General features: G+C 69.6%; 18 protein-coding genes. 12 read left to right on the top strand and 6 right to left on the bottom strand.

Features of this window, described 5'->3' with window-relative positions; genetic code table 11:
- From urtC to urtE, 3 genes are read left to right on the top strand one after another with little or no spacing between them, the layout of a single operon-like run.
- Positions 1–1,236 carry an urea ABC transporter permease subunit UrtC gene (gene urtC, locus ACTZWU_RS02305; protein WP_444735734.1) on the top strand — a complete coding sequence of 412 codons (1,236 nt, stop codon included), beginning with the start codon at positions 1–3 and terminating at the stop codon, positions 1,234–1,236.
- Positions 1,233–1,973 (top strand): urea ABC transporter ATP-binding protein UrtD, encoded by a 741-nt coding sequence (gene urtD, locus ACTZWU_RS02300; protein ID WP_444735733.1) that lies wholly within the window; start codon positions 1,233–1,235, stop codon positions 1,971–1,973. Before urtC ends, urtD begins: the two co-directional genes overlap by 4 nt.
- Before the next feature lies 1 nt (position 1,974).
- Positions 1,975–2,682 (top strand): urea ABC transporter ATP-binding subunit UrtE, encoded by a 708-nt coding sequence (gene urtE, locus ACTZWU_RS02295; RefSeq protein WP_444735732.1) that lies wholly within the window; start codon positions 1,975–1,977, stop codon positions 2,680–2,682.
- 106 nt (positions 2,683–2,788) lie between these two features.
- Here urtE and ACTZWU_RS02290 read toward each other — a convergent pair whose 3' ends face one another.
- Positions 2,789–3,238, bottom strand: coding sequence for a DNA polymerase III subunit chi (locus ACTZWU_RS02290; RefSeq protein ID WP_444735731.1), 450 nt, complete (start codon positions 3,236–3,238; stop codon positions 2,789–2,791).
- Positions 3,239–3,461: 223 nt separating this feature from the next.
- Positions 3,462–4,931, bottom strand: coding sequence for a leucyl aminopeptidase (locus tag ACTZWU_RS02285; protein ID WP_444735730.1), 1,470 nt, complete (start codon positions 4,929–4,931; stop codon positions 3,462–3,464).
- 108 nt (positions 4,932–5,039) lie between these two features.
- Here ACTZWU_RS02285 and lptF point away from each other — a divergent pair, with 108 nt between their 5' ends.
- From lptF to rsmA, 6 genes are read left to right on the top strand one after another with little or no spacing between them, the layout of a single operon-like run.
- Complete coding sequence (gene lptF / locus ACTZWU_RS02280; protein WP_444735729.1) at positions 5,040–6,155, top strand: LPS export ABC transporter permease LptF; 1,116 nt, start codon at positions 5,040–5,042, stop codon at positions 6,153–6,155.
- Positions 6,152–7,252 (top strand): LPS export ABC transporter permease LptG, encoded by a 1,101-nt coding sequence (gene lptG, locus ACTZWU_RS02275; RefSeq protein WP_444735728.1) that lies wholly within the window; start codon positions 6,152–6,154, stop codon positions 7,250–7,252. The genes lptF and lptG overlap by 4 nt, the downstream gene beginning before the upstream one ends.
- On the top strand, positions 7,249–9,609 hold the full coding sequence (locus ACTZWU_RS02270) for an LPS-assembly protein LptD (RefSeq protein WP_444735727.1): 2,361 nt from the start codon (positions 7,249–7,251) through the stop codon (positions 9,607–9,609). The genes lptG and ACTZWU_RS02270 overlap by 4 nt, the downstream gene beginning before the upstream one ends.
- A gap of 34 nt (positions 9,610–9,643) precedes the next feature.
- Entirely contained in the window at positions 9,644–10,906 is a 1,263-nt protein-coding gene (locus tag ACTZWU_RS02265; RefSeq protein ID WP_444735726.1) for a peptidylprolyl isomerase, read from the top strand.
- Positions 10,906–11,871 (top strand): 4-hydroxythreonine-4-phosphate dehydrogenase PdxA, encoded by a 966-nt coding sequence (pdxA, locus tag ACTZWU_RS02260; RefSeq protein ID WP_444735725.1) that lies wholly within the window; start codon positions 10,906–10,908, stop codon positions 11,869–11,871. Before ACTZWU_RS02265 ends, pdxA begins: the two co-directional genes overlap by 1 nt.
- Positions 11,872–11,914: 43 nt before the next feature.
- Positions 11,915–12,769, top strand: a complete 855-nt coding sequence (rsmA, locus tag ACTZWU_RS02255) for a 16S rRNA (adenine(1518)-N(6)/adenine(1519)-N(6))-dimethyltransferase RsmA (RefSeq protein ID WP_444735724.1) — start codon at positions 11,915–11,917, stop codon at positions 12,767–12,769.
- A gap of 75 nt (positions 12,770–12,844) precedes the next feature.
- On the opposite strand, the gene ACTZWU_RS02250 is transcribed toward rsmA, so the two are convergent.
- The 4 genes from ACTZWU_RS02250 to speB all read right to left on the bottom strand — a co-directional run bounded on the left by ACTZWU_RS02250 (position 12,845) and on the right by speB (position 16,827).
- A complete protein-coding gene (locus ACTZWU_RS02250) occupies positions 12,845–13,621 on the bottom strand; it encodes a DUF4167 domain-containing protein (protein ID WP_444735723.1) in 777 nt (258 codons plus the stop codon).
- Positions 13,622–13,886: 265 nt separating this feature from the next.
- Entirely contained in the window at positions 13,887–14,711 is an 825-nt protein-coding gene (prmC, locus tag ACTZWU_RS02245) for a peptide chain release factor N(5)-glutamine methyltransferase (protein ID WP_444735722.1), read from the bottom strand.
- On the bottom strand, positions 14,708–15,760 hold the full coding sequence (prfA, locus tag ACTZWU_RS02240) for a peptide chain release factor 1 (protein WP_444735721.1): 1,053 nt from the start codon (positions 15,758–15,760) through the stop codon (positions 14,708–14,710). Before prfA ends, prmC begins: the two co-directional genes overlap by 4 nt.
- A 107-nt stretch (positions 15,761–15,867) precedes the next feature.
- The gene (gene speB / locus ACTZWU_RS02235; RefSeq protein ID WP_444735720.1) at positions 15,868–16,827 is read right to left on the bottom strand and encodes an agmatinase; all 960 of its coding nucleotides are present in this window, start codon (positions 16,825–16,827) and stop codon (positions 15,868–15,870) included.
- A gap of 243 nt (positions 16,828–17,070) precedes the next feature.
- Between speB and rpsF the strand changes: the two genes are divergently transcribed.
- The 3 genes from rpsF to rplI are packed head-to-tail and all read left to right on the top strand — an operon-like array spanning position 17,071 to position 18,335.
- Complete coding sequence (rpsF, locus tag ACTZWU_RS02230) at positions 17,071–17,493, top strand: 30S ribosomal protein S6 (RefSeq protein ID WP_444735719.1); 423 nt, start codon at positions 17,071–17,073, stop codon at positions 17,491–17,493.
- A 13-nt stretch (positions 17,494–17,506) separates the two neighbouring features.
- Positions 17,507–17,734, top strand: a complete 228-nt coding sequence (rpsR, locus tag ACTZWU_RS02225; protein ID WP_103173059.1) for a 30S ribosomal protein S18 — start codon at positions 17,507–17,509, stop codon at positions 17,732–17,734.
- Positions 17,735–17,747: 13 nt separating this feature from the next.
- The gene (gene rplI / locus ACTZWU_RS02220) at positions 17,748–18,335 is read left to right on the top strand and encodes a 50S ribosomal protein L9 (protein ID WP_444735718.1); all 588 of its coding nucleotides are present in this window, start codon (positions 17,748–17,750) and stop codon (positions 18,333–18,335) included.
- The last annotated feature ends 45 nt before the right edge of the window (positions 18,336–18,380 follow it).

Raw genomic sequence — 18,380 nt, 5'->3', positions numbered from 1 at the left:
ATGACACGCACCCCCTTCGTGCTGCGGCACCCCTCGATCCTGGTTGTCCTGGCGGTTCTGGCGGTCTTTACCGCCGCCGTCACGGCGGGCAGCGCGGCCTATGGATCGGGCGCGATCCCGGTCTCGATGATCAAGCTTCTGGGCAAGACGCTGTGCCTGGCGCTGGCCGCCGTGGCGATGGATCTGGTCTGGGGCTATCTGGGCATCCTGTCGCTTGGCCAGATGGCGTTCTTCGGGCTGGGCGGCTACATGATCGGCCAATGGCTGATGTATGCCCGGACCGAGACCATCGTGGCGGCCCAACTGGCCCAGCAGCCCATCCCCGCCACCGCGCAGGAATTGCAGGACGCGGTGACGAACCAGATCTTCGGCGTGGTCGGATCGTCGGACCTGCCGCTGGTCTGGTCCTTCGCCCATTCGCTGACCCTGCAACTGATCCTTGTTCTGGCCGTGCCGGGGCTGTTGGCGCTGGTCTTTGGCTGGCTGGCCTTCCGTTCGCGCGTGAACGGGGTCTATCTGTCGATCCTGACGCAGGCGATGACGCTGGCGCTGGCGCTGTGGCTGTTCCAGAACGACAGCGGGTTCCGGGGCAATAACGGCCTGTCGGGGTTGCAGAACATCCCCGGCCTGGATCATGTCGGGCAGGCCACGCTGTCGGTCTGGTTCCTCTGGGCCTCGGCGCTGGCGCTGGCCTTGGGCTATGCGCTGGCCGCCTGGCTGGTCAGCGGCAAGTTCGGCAGCGTGGTCCGCGCGATCCGCGACGACGAAACCCGCGTGCGATTTCTGGGCTACCCGGTCGAGGGGTTCAAGCTGGTGGTCTTCACCATCGCCGCGATGATGACGGCCGTGGCGGGGGCGCTGTATTATCCGCAGGCGGGGATCATCAACCCGGCGGAAATGATGCCCATCGCATCGATCTATCTGGCGGTCTGGGTGGCGATCGGAGGGCGCGGACGGCTTTACGGCGCGGTGATCGGCGCGGTGATCGTGTCGCTGCTGTCCAGCTGGTTCACCGGCGGGCGGGCGCCCTCGATCCATCTGCCGGGCTATGTGGTGAACTGGGTCGATTGGTGGCAGGTGGCGCTTGGCCTGACCTTCGTGCTGGTCACGCTGTTCGCGCCCAAGGGCATCGCCGGGGTCTTTGACCGGCTTTCGGGCATCCTGCCGCCGCGCCGCCATGGCCGCGATCTGGGCCCCGGTCAGGGCGCCCTTCAGGAGAAAGAGGCCAAGGCATGAGCGCGCTTCTGGAAGTCAGCGGCATCAGCAAGACCTTCGACGGGTTCAAGGCGATCAACAACCTGTCCTTTTCCATCGGCGCGGTCGAACTGCGCGCGGTGATCGGGCCGAACGGGGCGGGCAAGACCACCTTCATGGACATCGTGACCGGCAAGACCCGCCCCGACGAGGGCGAGGTCCTGTGGGGCGAGGGCTCGAAGTCGCTGCTGCGGATGAACGAGGCCCAGATCGCCCGCGAGGGGATCGGCCGCAAGTTCCAGCGCCCGACCGTCTTCGAGGATCAGACCGTGGCTGAGAACCTGACCATGGCCCTGAAGGCCGAGCGCGGCCCCCTTGCCGTGCTGCGCTGGCGCCCTGATCGGGACAGCGCCACGCGCGTCGCGGAACTGGCCGCCGAGGTCGGCCTGTCAGAGCAGATCGCGCGCAAGGCGGGCGAATTGAGCCACGGCCAGAAGCAATGGCTTGAGATCGGGATGCTCTTGGCCTCGGCCCCGCGCCTGCTGCTGGTGGACGAGCCTGCGGCGGGCATGACCCTGGCCGAGCGCGAGCAGACCACGACGCTGCTCTGTCGTCTGGCCGAGACGCGGGCCGTGGTGGTGGTGGAACATGACATGGATTTCGTGCGCCGCCTGAATTGCCGGGTGACGGTGCTGCATCAGGGTTCGGTGCTGGCCGAAGGTTCTCTGGACCATGTGACGCGCAATCCCGACGTGATCGAAGTCTATCTGGGGCGATGAGATGCTGGAAGCCAAGAACCTGACCCTGCATTATGGCGGCAGCCAGATCCTGCACGGGATCGACATTGCCGCCCGGCCCGGCGCGGTGACCTGCGTGATGGGCAGCAACGGGGTCGGCAAGACCTCGCTGATGAACCTTCTGGCGGGGCGGCATCCGCGCTCCGGGGGGGATCTGTCGCTGGACGGCAAGCCCCTGGGCCGGGTCAGCGCGCAGGCCATGGCGCGGATGGGCGTGGGCTATGTCCCGCAGGGCCGCGCCATCTTTCCGATGCTGACCGTGCGCGAGAACATGGAGACGGGTTTCGCCTGTCTGCCCCGCGCCGAGCGCGCCATTCCCGACGAGATTTTCGAGAGTTTCCCTGTGCTTGCCGAGATGGCGCATCGGCGGGGCGGCGATCTGTCGGGAGGGCAGCAGCAGCAGCTGGCCATTGCGCGGGCGCTGATCACGCGGCCGCGCGTTCTGCTGCTGGACGAGCCGACCGAGGGGATCCAGCCCAACATCATCGCCCAGATCGGCCGGGTCATCGCCGCCCTGCGAGACCGGGGCGACATGGCCATCGTGCTGGTCGAGCAGTTCTTCGATTTCGCCTGGGATCTGGGCGACGCCTTTCTGGTGATGGAGCGGGGCCGCGCGGTCGTGCAGGGGCCGAAGCAGAGCCTGTCGCGCGAGGATCTGCATGCCCGGCTGGCGGGGCATGAGGCGGCCTGAGAGACGTTGCCGCGGGCGGGGTCTAGGGGGGCTGACTGCCCCCCTCTTGGCCTGCGGCCAATTCACCCCCCGTGGATATTTGGACCAAGGCAAAGGCCGGATTGGCCTAGCGCTTTCGTTCCCAACGGCCTGATTCTTCTGACCAATATTCGGATTCTATCGCAGCGGCGGCAAGCTGGCGCCATTGGTCGCGGGCCGTGTTCAAGGCCGTCGTGTCGCTGCCGTCGAAGAGGATGCAGGTTCGGTCCAGCCGGGCGATCTGCGCGGGATCGAGGGGCGGGCCGTCCAGCGTCATCAGGCAGGAGGGGGCGTTCGTCGCCTGCTGGTCGGGCAGGGTCAGCAGGACCGGCTGGCGGGCGTCATGGGGGCCGCCGGCAAGGCCGTGGGGCAGGAAGCCGTCGCCTTGCCACAGATGCAGGTCGAGCCGTTCGAGGCGGGCGGGGGTGGTCGCGCGCAGTTCCACCCGCCAGCCGGCGGCCAGCGCGCGGGTGAGGAGTTGCGGCAGCAGATCCTCGGCCGGGGATCGCGTGAGGTGGTAGAAGAGCGCCTTGCCCATCGTCAGGCCGCGCCGTCCCGTGGCGCAACGCGCGGTGGGTGTTGCGCGGTTCGCCGTGTGGGGACGGTTTTCGCCAGCGCTTGCTGGATTTCGGCGCGCTCCGGGCATACGCCGGGCGTGCACAGGATGTGCACAGGGCGTGCACCGCTTGCGGTTGCCCCGCGCGGGATGGGGCCGCGCCGGGCGGCGCGGCCTGTCAGGGTGCTGTGGCGGTGGGCGGGGGTCACTTGCCCTCGAACCGGTCGCGGACGAGGCGGTCGAGCGTCATCACGCCCCAGCCCGTCGCGCCCTTGGGTGCCAGATCGGTGGCCGAGGGCGGCAGCGCCACGCCCGCGATGTCGATATGCGCCCAAGGCTGATCCTGCTTGATGAAGCGTTGCAGGAACTGCGCGGCGGTGATCGAGCCTGCGGCGCGGCCTCCGGTGTTCTTCATGTCGGCCAGACGCGACTTGATCAGGCTGTCATAGGACGGACCCAGGGGCAGGCGCCATGCGCCCTCGCCCTCGGCCCTTGCGGCGGAGAGGATGCCGTCGGCCAGCGCGTCGTCATTGGCGAAGACGCCCGCATTGTCATGGCCCAGTGCGATGATGACCGCGCCGGTCAGGGTGGCAAGGTCGATCACGGCGGCGGGCTTGTATTCCTGCTGGGCGTACCAGAGGACGTCGGCCAGGACGAGGCGCCCCTCGGCATCGGTGTTGATGACCTCGATCGTGTCGCCCTTCATGGATTTCACGATGTCGCCGGGGCGTTGGGCGCGGCCGTCGGGCATGTTCTCGACCAGGCCGACAAGGCCCACGACATTGGCCTTGGCCCGGCGCAGCGCCAGCGTCCGCATGACGCCCGCCACGACGCCCGCGCCGCCCATGTCCATCGTCATCTCTTCCATCCCGGCGGCGGGCTTGATCGAGATGCCGCCCGAATCGAAGACGACGCCCTTGCCGACCAGCGCCAGCGGGGCCTGATCGCCCGCGCCGTTCCAGCGCATCACCACGACCTTGGAGGGCGATTCGCTGCCCTGGCCCACGGCCAGAAGCGCGCGCATGCCCAGTTTGGCGAGTTTCTTTTCCTCGATCACCTCGACCTCGAGGCCCAGTTCGCGCATCGCAAGCAGGCGGTCCGCGAAATCGCTGGTGGTCAGGACGTTGGCGGGTTCGTTGACCAGATCGCGGGTGAAGAACACGCCTTCGGCCAGGGCGGCGGCGTCGGCGGCGGATTTCGCCAGCGCCTCGGGGTCCTTGACCATGAAGGTCACGCGGGGCTGCGGGGTTTCGTCCTCGTCGGGCTTGCTACGATAGGCGTCGAAGTCGTAGCCGCGCAGGGCAAGGCCCAGCGCGATGTCGCCCGCGCGTTTGTGCGCGCCCGCCATGACCAGCATGTGCTGGCCGCCCAGCCGCGCGCCGATCGCCGCGCCCGCACGGCGCGCGTCAGTGACCGAGGCGCCATCGGGCAGGTTGACCAGCAGCAGCGTCTCGACCTGAAGGCCCGCCGGGAAGGCCAGTTCAAGGGCCTGGCCGGGTTTCAGCGCCTTGCCCGCCCTGGAGTCCAGCGCCCGGGTCACGGCCTCGCGCAGGGCGCGCGGCAGGCGGCCGGGCAGCTTGCCATCGGCGCCGAGGATCAGGGCGGCGCGGCCCTCATGCGTGGCAAGCCGGTCGGGGGCGGTTTCGGTGAAGCTGATCTGCACGGGCTGTGTCATGGGGGTCCTCACGTCTGGTTGCGCATGACCCTAGACCCGCGCCCGGCCCTTTTCCAGAGCCGCCCTTGCGGCTAAGCAGGGCGGAATGTCACGCGGCAAAGGGCCGGGATGCGCCAGATCGACCGATATATGTTTGGGCTGCTGACGACCCTGTTCGGGTTCTTCGCGCTGGTGCTGGTCTCGGTCTACTGGATCAACCGGGCGGTGCAGCTGTTCGACGACCTGCTGAATGACGGCCAGACCGCGCTGGTCGTGCTGGAATTCACCGCGCTGACCCTGCCCATCGTGATCGCCACGGTCCTGCCGGTCGCGGCCTTTGCCGCTGTGGCCTATGGCACGAACCGGCTGTCGAACGAATCCGAGCTGGTGGCGATGCAGGCGGCGGGGCTGTCGCCCTGGCGGCTGGCGCGGCCCGTCGCGGTCTTTGGCGTGATGGTCGCGCTGATGGTCGCGGTGCTGGTTCACGGGCTGGTGCCCATGGCGCGGGCGCGGCTGGCCGACCGGCAGGCCGAGATCACCGAGAACGTCACCGCGCAATTCCTGCGCCCCGGCGCGTTCCAGTATCCGGCGCGCGGGATCACGCTGTTCATCCGCGATGTGGCCGCCGACGGGCGCCTGCTGGACCTGTTCATCGAGGACCGGCGCAATCCGCGCGCCGCCGTGACCTATTCCTCGGAGGAGGCTCTGGTCGTGCGGACCGAGGCCGGGCCGGTTCTGGTGCTGCTGAACGGGCTGACCCAGACGCTGCGCGAGGACGGGCCGGGGCTGGCGGTCACGCGTTTTGCCGAGTTCAGCTATGATATCGGGGCGATGACGGGGGGGCGGTCCGAACGGGGCCGCGATCTGCGCGATTACGGCACGCTGCGGCTGCTGGCGCCCGATCAGGCGCTGCTGGAGGCCACCGGCGCCAGCGCGGGCGCCGCGCGGGCCGAGGCGCATGAGCGGATCGCCCAGCCCCTGCTGTCGCCGGTCGCCGCGATGCTGGGCTTTGCAACTCTGCTGATCGGGGGCTTCTCGCGGTTCGGGGTGTGGCGGCAGGTGGGCTGGGCGATCCTGGGCCTGATCCTGGTGCAGTTCCTGTCGAATGCCGCTGCCGGGCAGGTCGGGCGCAATCCGGGGCTGTGGCCGCTGCTTTACGTTCCGGCGCTGGTCGGCGGGGGGCTGTCGGTCGCGCTGCTGTGGCTGGCTGGGCGCGCGCGCGGGCCGAAAGGGGGCGCGGCATGATCCTGGCGCGGTATCTGGCGCGGCGCTTCCTGCGGGTTCTGGCGCTGATCGCGGCGGTCTTCGGGCTGATCCTGTTCCTGATCGACATGATCGAGACCGTGCGCCGCTTTTCCGGCCGCGGCGTCGGCCTGTCCGAGGCCGCGGGCATCGCCGCCCTGAACGTGACCGGCAGCTTCTATTCGATCCTGCCGCTGATCACCGTCCTGTCGGGGATCGCGCTGTTCATCGGGCTGGCGCGGTCCTCCGAGATGGTCGCGATCCGCGCATCCGGGCGGTCGGCGCTGCGCTGCGTTGCGGTGCCCGCGCTGACGGCGGCGGCGGTGGGGGTGGTGGCGGTGGCGCTGGTGAACCCTCTGGTCGCGGTGACGGGCGGGCTTTACGACGACGCGATCGCCGCGATCGACCGGGGCGGGCAGCAGACGGTCAGCCTGGGCGAAAGCGAGGTCTGGCTGCGGCAGGGCTTTGCGCAGGGCGGCGGGCAGGTCGTGATCCGCGCCGCGCGGACCAGCCCCGACGCGGCGGTGCTGTATCAGGCGAGCTTCATGATCTTTGACGAAAGCCGTGGCCCCGTCCGCCGGATCGAGGCCCGCGAGGCGCGGCTGGAGCCGGGCGAATGGGTGCTGACGGAGGCGCGCGACTTTCCGCTGGACGCGCCCAATCCGCAGGCCGCGATGGTCGCGCGGGACGAACTGCGCCTGCCCTCGGACCTGACGGCGCAGCGCATCCGCGAGGGGTTCGGGCGGCCCGATGCGGTGCCGGTCTGGCAGCTGCCCGCCTTTATCGACGGGCTGGAGCGCGCGGGCTTTTCCGCCGCCCGCCACAAGGTCTGGTTCCAGATGGAGCTGGCCCGGCCCGCCATGATGGCGGCGATGATCCTGATCGCGGCGGCCTTCACGATGCAGCATGTCCGGGGCCGCAATACCGGCGGCGCGGTGCTGATGGCCTTTGGCGGGGGGATTGCGCTGTTCTTCCTGCGCAATCTGGCGCAGGTTCTGGGCGATAATGGCCAGATCACGCCGGAAATGGCCGCATGGACCCCGCCCGCCGTGGGCGCGGCCCTGGCCGTCGCCCTGATCCTGAAGCGAGAGGACGGATGACCCGCAACAGCCTGATCCTGACCTCGGCGCTGGCCCTGCTGATCGGGGCTGCCGCGGCCGGGGCGCAAGATGGCCCCGAGGCGCCTTTCCTCGACATGTCGGCCATGAGCGGCACCCCCCTTGCCGACCGCAGCGGCGGGGCGGCGCTGGCGCCCGCCGCGCAGGAACTGGGCAGCGCGCCGGTGGGCGACCGCACGCCCACCCTGTCGCGCCCCGAGGCCGTCGATCCCGATATCGGCGTGACCCTGCCCGGATCGGCGGGCGCGCGGCAGGGGGGCGCGGCCACGGTTCTGGCCGATCACGTCGCGTTGCAGGGGGACCGCACGCTGATCGCCTCGGGCGGGGTGGTCGTCTGGTATCAGGGCGCGCGGCTGGTCGCCTCGCGGATCGTCGTGGACGGGGCCTCGGGCGATCTGACGCTGGAGGGGCCGATCCACCTGTCGCAGCCCGGCGCCACGGACCCCGATGCAGAGGCCGTGCTGATCGCGGATGCGGGCCAGATCGACGGCGAATTGCAGGACGGCATCCTGCGCGGCGCGCGCATGGTCATCGCCCGCGAATTGCAGCTGGCCGCGACCGAGGCCGAACGCAGCCAGGGCGGGCGCGTGACCACGCTGCGCCGTGTCGCGGCCTCGTCCTGCGAGATCTGCGCGGGCGATCCCGCCCCCCTGTGGGAGATCCGCGCCCGCAGCATCACCCATGACGCCGAGACGCGGCGCCTGTCCTTCGAGCATCCGCAATTCCGCGCCTTCGGCATTCCGCTGGCGCAGGCGCCCTTTACCATCACCGCGCCCGATCCGACCGTCCAGCGGCAAAGCGGGTTCCTGCGTCCGCAGATCCGCACGACCTCGGGGCTGGGGTTCGGGATGAAGCTGCCCTATTTCCAGACGCTTGGCGATCATGCGGATGTGACGCTGACACCCTATCTGTCCTTTGGCCGCACCCGAACGCTGGAGGCGCGCTATCGCCACGCCTTCGCCAATGGCGCGACCGAATGGAACGCCGCGATCACCCGCGACGACCTGCGCCCCGGCGAGACGCGCGGCTATGTCTTTGGTGCGGCGCTGTTCGAACTGGCGCGCGGCTACCGGCTGGCGGCGCAGTTGCAGGCGGCGACCGACCGGGCCTATCTGCTGGATTACAGCGTGACGAATGCCGACCGGCTGTGGTCGGGCGTCTCGGTCGAGCGGGTGCGCCGCGACCGGCTGTTCTGGGGCCGGGTCGGCAATTACCATTCGCTGCGCGAGGACGAGGACAACGCCACATCCCCCGCCCAGGTCGCCACCGCGATCTGGATGCGCCGGCTGACCCCGGACCTGATCGGCGGCGAGGCGCTGCTGGAATGGTCGGTCCATGCCCATCGCCGCCCCTCGGACGAGAACATCCTGGGCCGCGACGTGGCGCGCGGCTCGGTCGGGGTGGATTGGCGGCGTCATGCGATCCTGCCGGGCGGTGTGGTGGCCGCCGCGCTGACCTCGCTCGAGGCCGATCTCTACCGGATCGCGCAGGATGACCGGTTCGACAGGCTGGTGGGCCGCCTGGACCCGATGATCGGCGCCGAACTGCGCTGGCCGCTGGCCGGGGGCACGGGGGCTGCCACCCATCTGGTCGAGCCGGTGATCCAGCTTCTCTATTCGCCGCAGGGCAGCGACGACGACATCCCCAACGAGGACAGCCGCCTGATCGAGTTCGACGAGGGCAACCTGTTCTCGGAGAGCCGCTTTCCGGGCTGGGACGCGCGCGAGACGGGCCTGCGCGCCAATGTCGGCGCGACCTGGACACGGCTGGACCCGGCGGGCTGGTCGATCGGGCTGACCGGGGGCCGCGTGTTCCGGGCGCGCCCTCAGGGGGCGTTCTCAGAGGCGGGGCCGCTGGCAGGGCGGCGATCGGACTGGCTGATGGCGGCGCATTTCGACAGCGGCACGGGGCTGGCCATTGCCAACCGCGCGCTGTTCGACGATTCGCTGACCGTCTCGCGCAACGAATTGCGGCTGGGCTGGCTGCGCCCGGACCTGCAGCTTTCGGCGGGGCATCTGTGGATCGCCAGCGACGCCGAAGAGGGCCGCGACAGCGACACAAGCGAACTGGCCGCCACGGTCGGCTGGCAGATCGCGGATGGCTGGTGGGGCGCGGCCGAAACGCGCTATGACTTTGCCGCCGACCGCGCGCAGCGGGCGTCGCTGCGGGTGACCTATCGCAACGAATGCCTGGCGGTCGAGACGGGGGTGACGCGGCGCTTCACCTCGTCGGATCTGGTGCGGCCAGAGACCAGCCTGGACCTGTCCGTGCGGCTGGCCGGGTTCGGGCAATCGCCCGGCGGTCCCGGCACGGTGGCGCGGCGCAACTGCATGCGCTAGATTGCGCGGCAAGACGAATGAAAGAGGGCGGCGAATGCGGCATATCCTATCCGGCATGATCCTGGCGGCGGCGCTTGCCCTGCCCGTGGCGACACCGGTCGCAGCCCAGGGGCTGTTCCAGCCGGTCATCTACGTCAATGACAGCGCCGTGACCCGCTACGAGGTCGAGCAGCGCCAGCGTTTCATGCGCTTTCTGGGCGCGATGGACACGACCGCCGCCGATGCCCAGCAGGCGCTGGTCGATGACCGGCTGCGCCTGCAGGCCGCCAGCCGCCTTGGCATCGAGATCACCCCCGAAGGGCTTGCCGCCGGGCAGGAGGAATTCGCCGGCCGCGCGGGCCTGACCACGGACGAGCTGATCCAGCGTCTGGCGCAGGGCGGGATCGAGCCGCAGGTCTTCCGCGACTTCATCGAGGCCGGCACCGTCTGGCGCGAGGTCGTGCGCGCGCGCCTTCTGGCGCAGATCAACGTCTCGGAGGCCGAGGTCGAACAGGAACTGCGCCGCGTTCTGGAAACCCCGATCATCGACCGGGTGGCCCTGTCGGAACTGATCATCCCCGCGCCTCCGGGACAAGAGGCGCAGGCCATGGCCATCGCGCAGCGCATCGTCGCCTCGAACCCGACCGAGGCGCAATTCGCGGCCTTCGCGCGCGAGTTCTCGGCCGTGCCCTCGGCCGAGCAGGGCGGGCGGCTGGACGTCGTGCGGCTGAACGAATTGCCGCCCTCGCTGGCGCCGATCGTCACAGGGCTGCAACCGGGGCAGGTCACGCAGCCGCTGACGGTCGAGGGCGCGGTGGTGCTGTTCTTCCTGCGCGACGCGCTTGGCACGCTGCGCCCCGGCGCGCGCGCGCAATTGCTGGACTACATGACCCTGCGTCTGGCGACCGAGGCCGAGGCCGCGCGTCTGGCGCAGATCACCCGCAATTGCGACGACCTCTACACGCAGGCGGGTGCCGCCGCCTCGCAGATCCGCCGCCAGACCCAGTCACCCGAAGGGGTCCCGGCGCTGATCGCCACAAGGCTGGCCTCGATGGACCCGGACGAGGCGACGGCGCTGCCCTTGGGCGACGGCACGGCGGAACTGGTGATGCTGTGTTCGCGCCAACCCGCGCTGGCGCCGCTGCCGCCCCCGAACGTGCCGGTGACGGCCGAGCAGCCCGACGGGATAGGCACGACCCCCGAAGGCGTCCCCGCGCGCGAGGATGTCCGCAACCAGGTCTTCAACCGCAAGATCACGGCAGCGGCCGAGAACCTGCTGGCCGATCTGCGCGCCGATGCGCTGATCCGGCGGCCCTGATGGCCGATCGCATCCTGCTGACCTCGGGCGATCCGGCGGGGATCGGCCCGGAACTGGCGCCGCTGGCGCTGGCCTCGGGCATCGATCTGGTCTGGCTGGGCGATCCGCGCCACCTGCCGCAGGGCGCGGTATTCGCCGAAATCGCCCACCCCTCGGACCCGGTGCCGCCGGGCCATCTGCCGGTGCTGCGCCACGACTTTCCCGCCCCGGCGCGTCCCGGCCAGCCCGACCCCGCCAATGCGGCGGCGACGGTCGCGGTGATCGAACGCGCGGCCCAACTGGCACTGGCGGGCAAGGTCGCGGCGATCACCACCGCGCCGATCAGCAAGGAGGCGCTGCAAAAAGGCGCGGGCTTCGCCTTTCCGGGCCATACCGAATTCCTCGCGCATCTGGCGGGCGACGTGCCGGTGGCGATGATGCTGGCCTCGACCACAGTAACACCGCCCTGCCGGGTCGTGCCGGCAACGATCCACATTCCGCTTAAGGACGTGCCAGAAGCCCTGACAGAAGCGGCGCTGGAACAGGCGATCCGGCTGACCCGCGCAGCCCTGATCCGCGATTTCGGCATCGACGCCCCGCGCATCGCGGTGGCGGGCCTGAACCCCCATGCGGGCGAAGGCGGACGGATGGGCCTTGAGGAACAGCAGATGATCGCGCCCCTGATCGCGCGCCTGCGGGCCGAGGGCTTCAGCCTGACCGGCCCCCTTCCCGCCGACACGATGTTCCACGCCCCCGCACGCGCCCGCTACGACGCGGCGATCTGCGCCTATCACGATCAGGCGCTGATCCCCATCAAGACGCTGGATTTCGCCGGGGGCGTGAACGTGACGCTTGGCCTGCCCTTCATCCGCACCTCGCCCGATCACGGCACGGCCTTCGACATCGCGGGCAAGGGTCTGGCCGATCCCTCATCCACGATCGCGGCGCTGAAGATGGCCGAGGCGATGGCAAAGGCCCGCGCATGAAATTTCTTCTTCACTCAAATATCCAAATCCCGGCGGCGCGGCCATGAGCACGATCGACGACCTTCCGCCGCTGCGTCAGGTGATCGCCACGCATGACCTGCGCGCGAAAAAGCAGCTGGGCCAGAACTTCCTGCTGGACCTGAACCTGACCGCCAAGATCGCGCGTCAGGCGGGCGACCTGTCGGGCTGCGACGTGCTGGAGATCGGCCCCGGCCCGGGCGGGCTGACCCGCGGCCTTCTGGCCGAGGGCGCGCGCCATGTGCTGGCCATCGAAAAGGACGAACGCGCCCTGCCCGCTTTGGCCGAGATCGCCGCCCGCTATCCGGGCCGCCTGACCGTGATCCATGGCGACGCGTTGCAGATCGACCCGCTGGCGCATCTGACGCCGCCGATCCGGGTCGCGGCGAACCTGCCCTATAATGTCGGGACGGAATTGCTGATCCGCTGGCTGACGCCGCCGGAATGGCCGCCCTTCTGGCAATCGCTGACGCTGATGTTCCAGAAGGAGGTCGCCGAACGCATCGTCGCGCGGCCCGGCGACAAGGCCTATGGGCGGCTGGCGCTGCTGGCGCAATGGCGGGCCGAGGCGCGGATCGTCATGCATCTGGCGCCCGAGGCCTTTGTGCCAGCGCCCAAGGTCCATTCGGCGGTGGTCCACCTGACCGCCCTGCCCGAGCCGCGCCACCCCGCCGATCCGGCGGTCCTGTCTCAGGTGACGGGCGCGGCCTTCAACCAGCGGCGCAAGATGCTGCGCGCGGCGCTGAAGGGGCTGCATCCGCAGATCGAGGCGCTGCTGGAAGCCGCAGGCATCCCCCCCACCGCCCGCGCCGAGGAAATCGGGCTGGACCGCTTCTGCGCGCTGGCCCGCGCCCTGGCCGAGGCGCGCCGCCCGGCCTGACGGCTTTCCCTCGCCGCATTGAAAAAGGCCGCAGCGCGGGGCTGCGGCGTTGGCATTCGTGCCATCAGGCGGGGCTCAGTCCCCGGAGCCTTCGGGGGAAGCCGGCGCTTCGGCGGGCGCGCCTGCGGCGGCGGCGGGCTTGCGCCGGCTGCGAGCCGGGGCGATGCGCGGCGCCGTTTCCTCGCCGCCAGTGCTGCGCGGACGGCTGCTGCGGCGCGAGCGGGGCTTGGCCTCGGTTGCCTCGGGGGCCTCGGCGGCTTCGGGGGTCTCGACCGGGCCGGTCTCGGACTCGTCGCCGACGGGATCGGGCAAAGCCGGAGTATCCTCGACCGGGGCGGGTTCGGAGCGCTGTTCGGCACGAGGCTCGGGGCGAAGCTCTGCACGGGGCTCTTGCCGGGGCTCGGTGCGGGCCTGATCTCGGGCCTGATCTCGGGGCTGGTGCTCGCGGGGCTGCTCGTCATCCTGGGTGCGACCCTGCTGGGCGTAGCCGCCCTGATGGCCGGAATGCTGCCCCCCACCACCATTCTGGCCACCGTTCTGGCCGCCCTGATGACCCTGATGGCCGTGCTGCCCGTTGCCGTTCGGCTGGGGCTGGCGTTCGGCCATTTCGCGCTGAGCCTCGCCCAGCATGCGGGTGTAATGCTCGGCGTGCTGCAGGAAGCTCTGCTCGGCGACGCGGTCATGGGACAGCTGGGCGTCGCGCGCCAGCGTCAGGTATTTCTCGATGATCTGCTGGGGCGTGCCGCGCACCTTGCCCTCGGGGCCCGAGCTTTCGAACACGCGGTTCACGATGTTCCCAAGGGAACGCTGGCGGTTCGACTTGCTACGCGAACGTGATTTGGATGATCTCATCAGTCTGTCTGTCAGGTTGTCGGGTCGTCTTGGCAGAGGCTTCGACGCACGGCGTTGGATGACGGCAGCATCGGCGTCTTTGCCGATGCGCTCAGCCCTGCCTCGCCCCTCGATGGGCGCACATGGCGCCCCTTGCGGAATCGGCATTGTCAGGCTGACCGATGCGAGGGGTTCCCCCCTCGTCACGCTGCCGACTAACCACGCCTGCCGCCGCGAGACAAGCGAAAACTTGGCAAAATGGCGCAGATGGGCGGCAATCGGCGGATCAGGCGGGGAATTCGGCCACAACCACGCGGTCGCGCCCGTCCAGATCGGGCCGGATCGAGACCCGTGCCCCCGCCGCCGCGAAGATCGCCGCCACATCGGCGCCCTGGGCCGCCCCGATCTCGACCAGGACATGCCCGCCCGGCGAAAGATGCGCACGGCAGCCCGAGGCGATGGCGCGATAGGCCGACAGCCCGTCGCCGCCATCGGTCAGCGCGGAATGGGGCTCCCAGTCGCGGACATCGGCGGCAAGGCCCGCCATCTCGGAGGCCGCGATATAGGGCGGGTTCGACACGATCAGGTCAAAGACGCCCTCGACGCCCTGAAACCAGTCGGCGCGGCGGAAGCGGGCATCGACGCCGATCCGGCGGGCATTGTGGCGGGCGACATCCAGCGCGGCATCCGACAGGTCGGTGCCGGTGCCGCGCGCGCCCTGACGCGCCGCCAGAAGCGAGATCAGGATCGCCCCCGTCCCGGTCCCCAGATCCAGAACCGTCCGCCAAGGCAGGGTCAGCGCGGCCTCGACCAGGGCCTCGGTCTCGGGGCGGGGGTCCAGCGTGTCCCGCGTGACCTTGAAGCGGTGCGCCCAGAAATCGCGGTAGCCGACGATCTGGGCGACGGGCTGGCGCAGGGCGCGGGCGGCGATGCCGTGATGGAAGGCGGCGGCCTGATCGGCGGTCAGGGCGCGATCCTCGGTCATCCGCAGGGCGCCCGGCTCAATTTCCAGTACGGCGGCCAGAATGCGGTCGGCGTCGCGCGAGGCGCCCTCGATCCCGGCGGCGCGCAACAGGGCCGCGCCCTCGGCCTGGGCGTCCGACAGCCTCATTGCGCCATGGCCAGACGGGCCGCCTGATCATGGGCAACCAGCGCGTCGATGATCTCGGACAGGTCGCCCGCCATGATCCGGTCCAGCGCGTAGAGCGTCAGGTTGATGCGGTGATCAGTCATGCGGCCCTGCGGAAAGTTGTAGGTGCGGATGCGTTCGCTGCGGTCGCCACTGCCGACCTGGCTTTTGCGATCGGCGGCGCGTTCGGCATCGGCGCGCAGCCGTTCGGCGTCGTAAAGGCGGGCGCGCAGGACCGCCATGGCATTGGCGCGGTTCTGGTGCTGGGACTTTTCCGAACTGGTCACGACGATGCCGGTGGGCAGGTGGGTGATCCTGACGGCGCTGTCGGTCGTGTTGACGTGCTGGCCGCCCGCCCCCGAGGCGCGCATCGTGTCGATGCGGATATCGGTGGCGGGAATGTCGATATCGACCTCTTCAGCCTCGGGCAGAACGGCCACGGTGGCGGCACTGGTATGGATGCGCCCGCCCGATTCGGTCTCGGGGACGCGCTGGACGCGATGCACGCCGGATTCGTATTTGAGCCGGGCAAAGACACCCTCGCCCGCGATCCGCACCACCGCCTCGCGCACGCCACCCAGTTCGGACCGCGTCAGTTCCAGGATCTGAAAGTCCCATCCCTGCGCCTCGGCATGGCGGCGATACATCTCGAACAGGTCGCCCGCGAACAAGGCGGCCTCGTCGCCGCCGGTGCCGGGGCGGATTTCCAGGATGGCGGGGCGGGCATCGGCGGCGTCGCGGGGCAGCAGCGCGACGCGCAGGGCCTGTTCCAGCGCGGGCAACTCGGCCTCCAGCCGGCGCAATTCCTCGGCGGCCAGATCGCGCATCTCGGGGTCGGCCAGCATCGCCTCGGCCTCGGCGCGGCCCGAAAGGCCCGCGCGCCACAGGGCGATCTGCTCGACCACGGGTTTCAGTTCGGAATATTCGCGGCTGATCCGCGCGATCTGGTCGGCGGCGGCCCCGGCATTCAGCTGCGCCTCGAGAAACTCGAAACGCTGCACGATCTGGATCAGGCGGTCTTCAGGCAACATCGGATCGGATTACAGCCAGGCCTGCCGCAGGACAAGCCGCGCCGAGACGATGCGGCGGCGGGGGTCCGGGGGGCGCCCCAGCCCCCCGGCACGTCGCGGGACGCCATTCACCGCCGGTTCCAGCCCAGAAGCGCGATCAGTTCGACCGCGACATGCGCCCCCGCAATCGCCGTCGCGCCGGTCGTGTCATAGGGCGGCGAGACCTCGACCACGTCGCCCCCGATCAGGTCGATCCCCGCCAGCCCGCGCAACAGCGCCGCCGCCTGCCAGCTGGCCAGCCCGCCCCAGACCGGCGTGCCGGTGCCGGGCGCAAAGGCCGGGTCCAGCGCGTCGATGTCAAAGGTCAGGTAGCAGGGCCTTTCGCCCACAACCGCCTTGATGCGTGTCAGGGTCGCCTCGACCCCGTCCCGATGGACCGAGGCCGCGTCGAGGATCGTCACCCCCATCGTGTCGGGATTGTCCGTCCTGATCCCGACCGAGACACTGGCGGCCGGGTCCACCAGCCCCTCGCGGATGGCCTTGTAGAGGAAGGTGCCGTGATCGATCCGCGACGGGTCGTCATCGACCCATGTGTCGGAATGCGCGTCGAACTGGATCAGCGCCACCGGCCCCCGCCGCGCCGCCACTGCCCGCAGGATCGGCAGCGTCACGAAGTGATCGCCCCCCAGTGAAACCGGCGCCGCCCCCGCATCCAGAATCGCGCCCAGATGCGCCTCGATCCGGCCCGGAACCTCGTGAACGACGGCATAATCAAAGGCCATGTCGCCGTAATCCACGATGCTCAGCAGGCTGAACGGATCATAGCCCCAGCCATAGGGCGCATCAAACGCCTGCAAGGTCGAGGCCTCGCGGATCGCGCGCGGCCCGAACCGCGCGCCGGGGCGATGCGTCACGGCCTGGTCAAAGGGAATGCCCGTGACGGCCACATCCACCCCGGTCAGGTCCTTTGAATAGCGCCGCCGCAGAAAGCTGACCGCGCCGCCAAAGGCGTTCTCGTAGGACAGGCCGCGCAGGCTGTCCCGGGTAAAGGCCTGATCCACCTGTGTCTTTGCGTCTTCCAGCGCCATCGCGGCCTCCCTGCCTGTCGCCCGCACTCTGCGGCGCGGCCCACAGACCCGCAAGCCCGCTTTGCGGCCCGAGGCGCGGCGGGACGCGCGTCAGAAGGCCCGAATCGCCTTGCATTTCCCGGCCCCGCCCCTATAAGACCCCATCCTTCCGCCGCGATTTGACTCAATCGGCGCAGCCTCTCGTGACGGGATGCGGAAGGTCAGCCCGTCGATGAAATGCGCCCGGACACAGAAAGGATCGCCATGCCTCTCTATGAGCATGTGCTGATCGCCCGTCAGGACCTGTCGAACACGCAGGCCGAAGGGCTGATCGAACATTTCTCGACCGTTCTCGCCGATAACGGCGGCAAGGTTGTCGAGCACGAATACTGGGGTGTCCGCACCCTCGCCTACAAGATCAACAAGAACCGCAAGGGCCATTACGCCTTCCTGCGTTCGGACGCCCCCTCGGCCGCCGTCCAGGAAATGGAGCGTCTGGCCCGCCTGCATGACGACGTGATGCGCGTGATGACCGTCCGCGTGGACGAGCATCAGGAAGGCCCGTCGGTCCAGATGCAGAAGCGCGAAGAGCGTGGCGAGCGTGGCGACCGTCCGCGCGGCGACCGTGGTGATCGCGGCGACCGTGGCGATCGCGCTGACCGCGGCGAACGCCGCGAGCGGAACTGAGAGGATCTGAACCATGGCGAACAAACCCTTCTTCCGCCGCCGCAAGGTCTGCCCGTTCTCGGGTGAGAACGCGCCCGCGATCGACTACAAGGACACGCGCCTGCTGCAGCGTTACATTTCCGAACGCGGCAAGATCGTGCCCTCGCGCATCACCGCCGTCTCGGCCAAGAAGCAGCGCGAGCTGGCCCGTGCGATCAAGCGCGCCCGCTTCCTCGCCCTGCTGCCCTATGTCGTGAAGTAAGGAGACCTGAAAGATGCAAGTCATCCTGCTGGAACGTGTGGCCAAGCTGGGCCAGATGGGCGACGTCGTGAACGTCAAGCAAGGCTATGCGCGCAACTTCCTCTTGCCGCAAGGCAAGGCGCTGCGCGCCTCGGAAGCCAACATCAAGGCGTTCGAAGGCCAGAAGGTGCAACTGGAAGCCCGCAACGCCGAGACCAAGGCCGAAGCGCAGGCCGTGGCCGAGAAACTGGACGGGCAGACCTTCGTGGTCATCCGTTCGGCATCGGATTCGGGCGCGCTTTACGGTTCGGTCACGACCCGCGACGCGGCCGATGCCGCGACCGAGGCCGGCTTCTCGGTGGATCGCAAGCAGGTCGTCCTGCGCGCGCCCATCAAGGATCTGGGCATGCATGACGTCCATGTCGTGCTGCACCCCGAGGTCGAGGCGACGATCATCCTGAACGTCGCACGCTCGGCCGAAGAAGCTGTGCTGCAAGCCCAGGGCAAGTCGATCCAGGATCTGGCCGCCGAGGCCGATGCCGAGGCCGAATTCGAGATCGCCGAACTGTTCGACGATATCGGTGGCGCCTCGTCGGACGAGGACGGCGACGACCGCAACTGATCTTTGTCAAAAAGGTCGGACAAAATCGCCGCGCCGGGAAACCGG

Origin of the sequence: Paracoccus sp. NSM (genome assembly GCF_052379855.1) — a bacterium.
Taxonomy (GTDB): Bacteria; Pseudomonadota; Alphaproteobacteria; order Rhodobacterales; family Rhodobacteraceae; genus Paracoccus.
The sequence above is the reverse complement of the archived record's forward strand: the minus strand, read 5'-3'. Positions and strand labels throughout refer to the sequence as shown.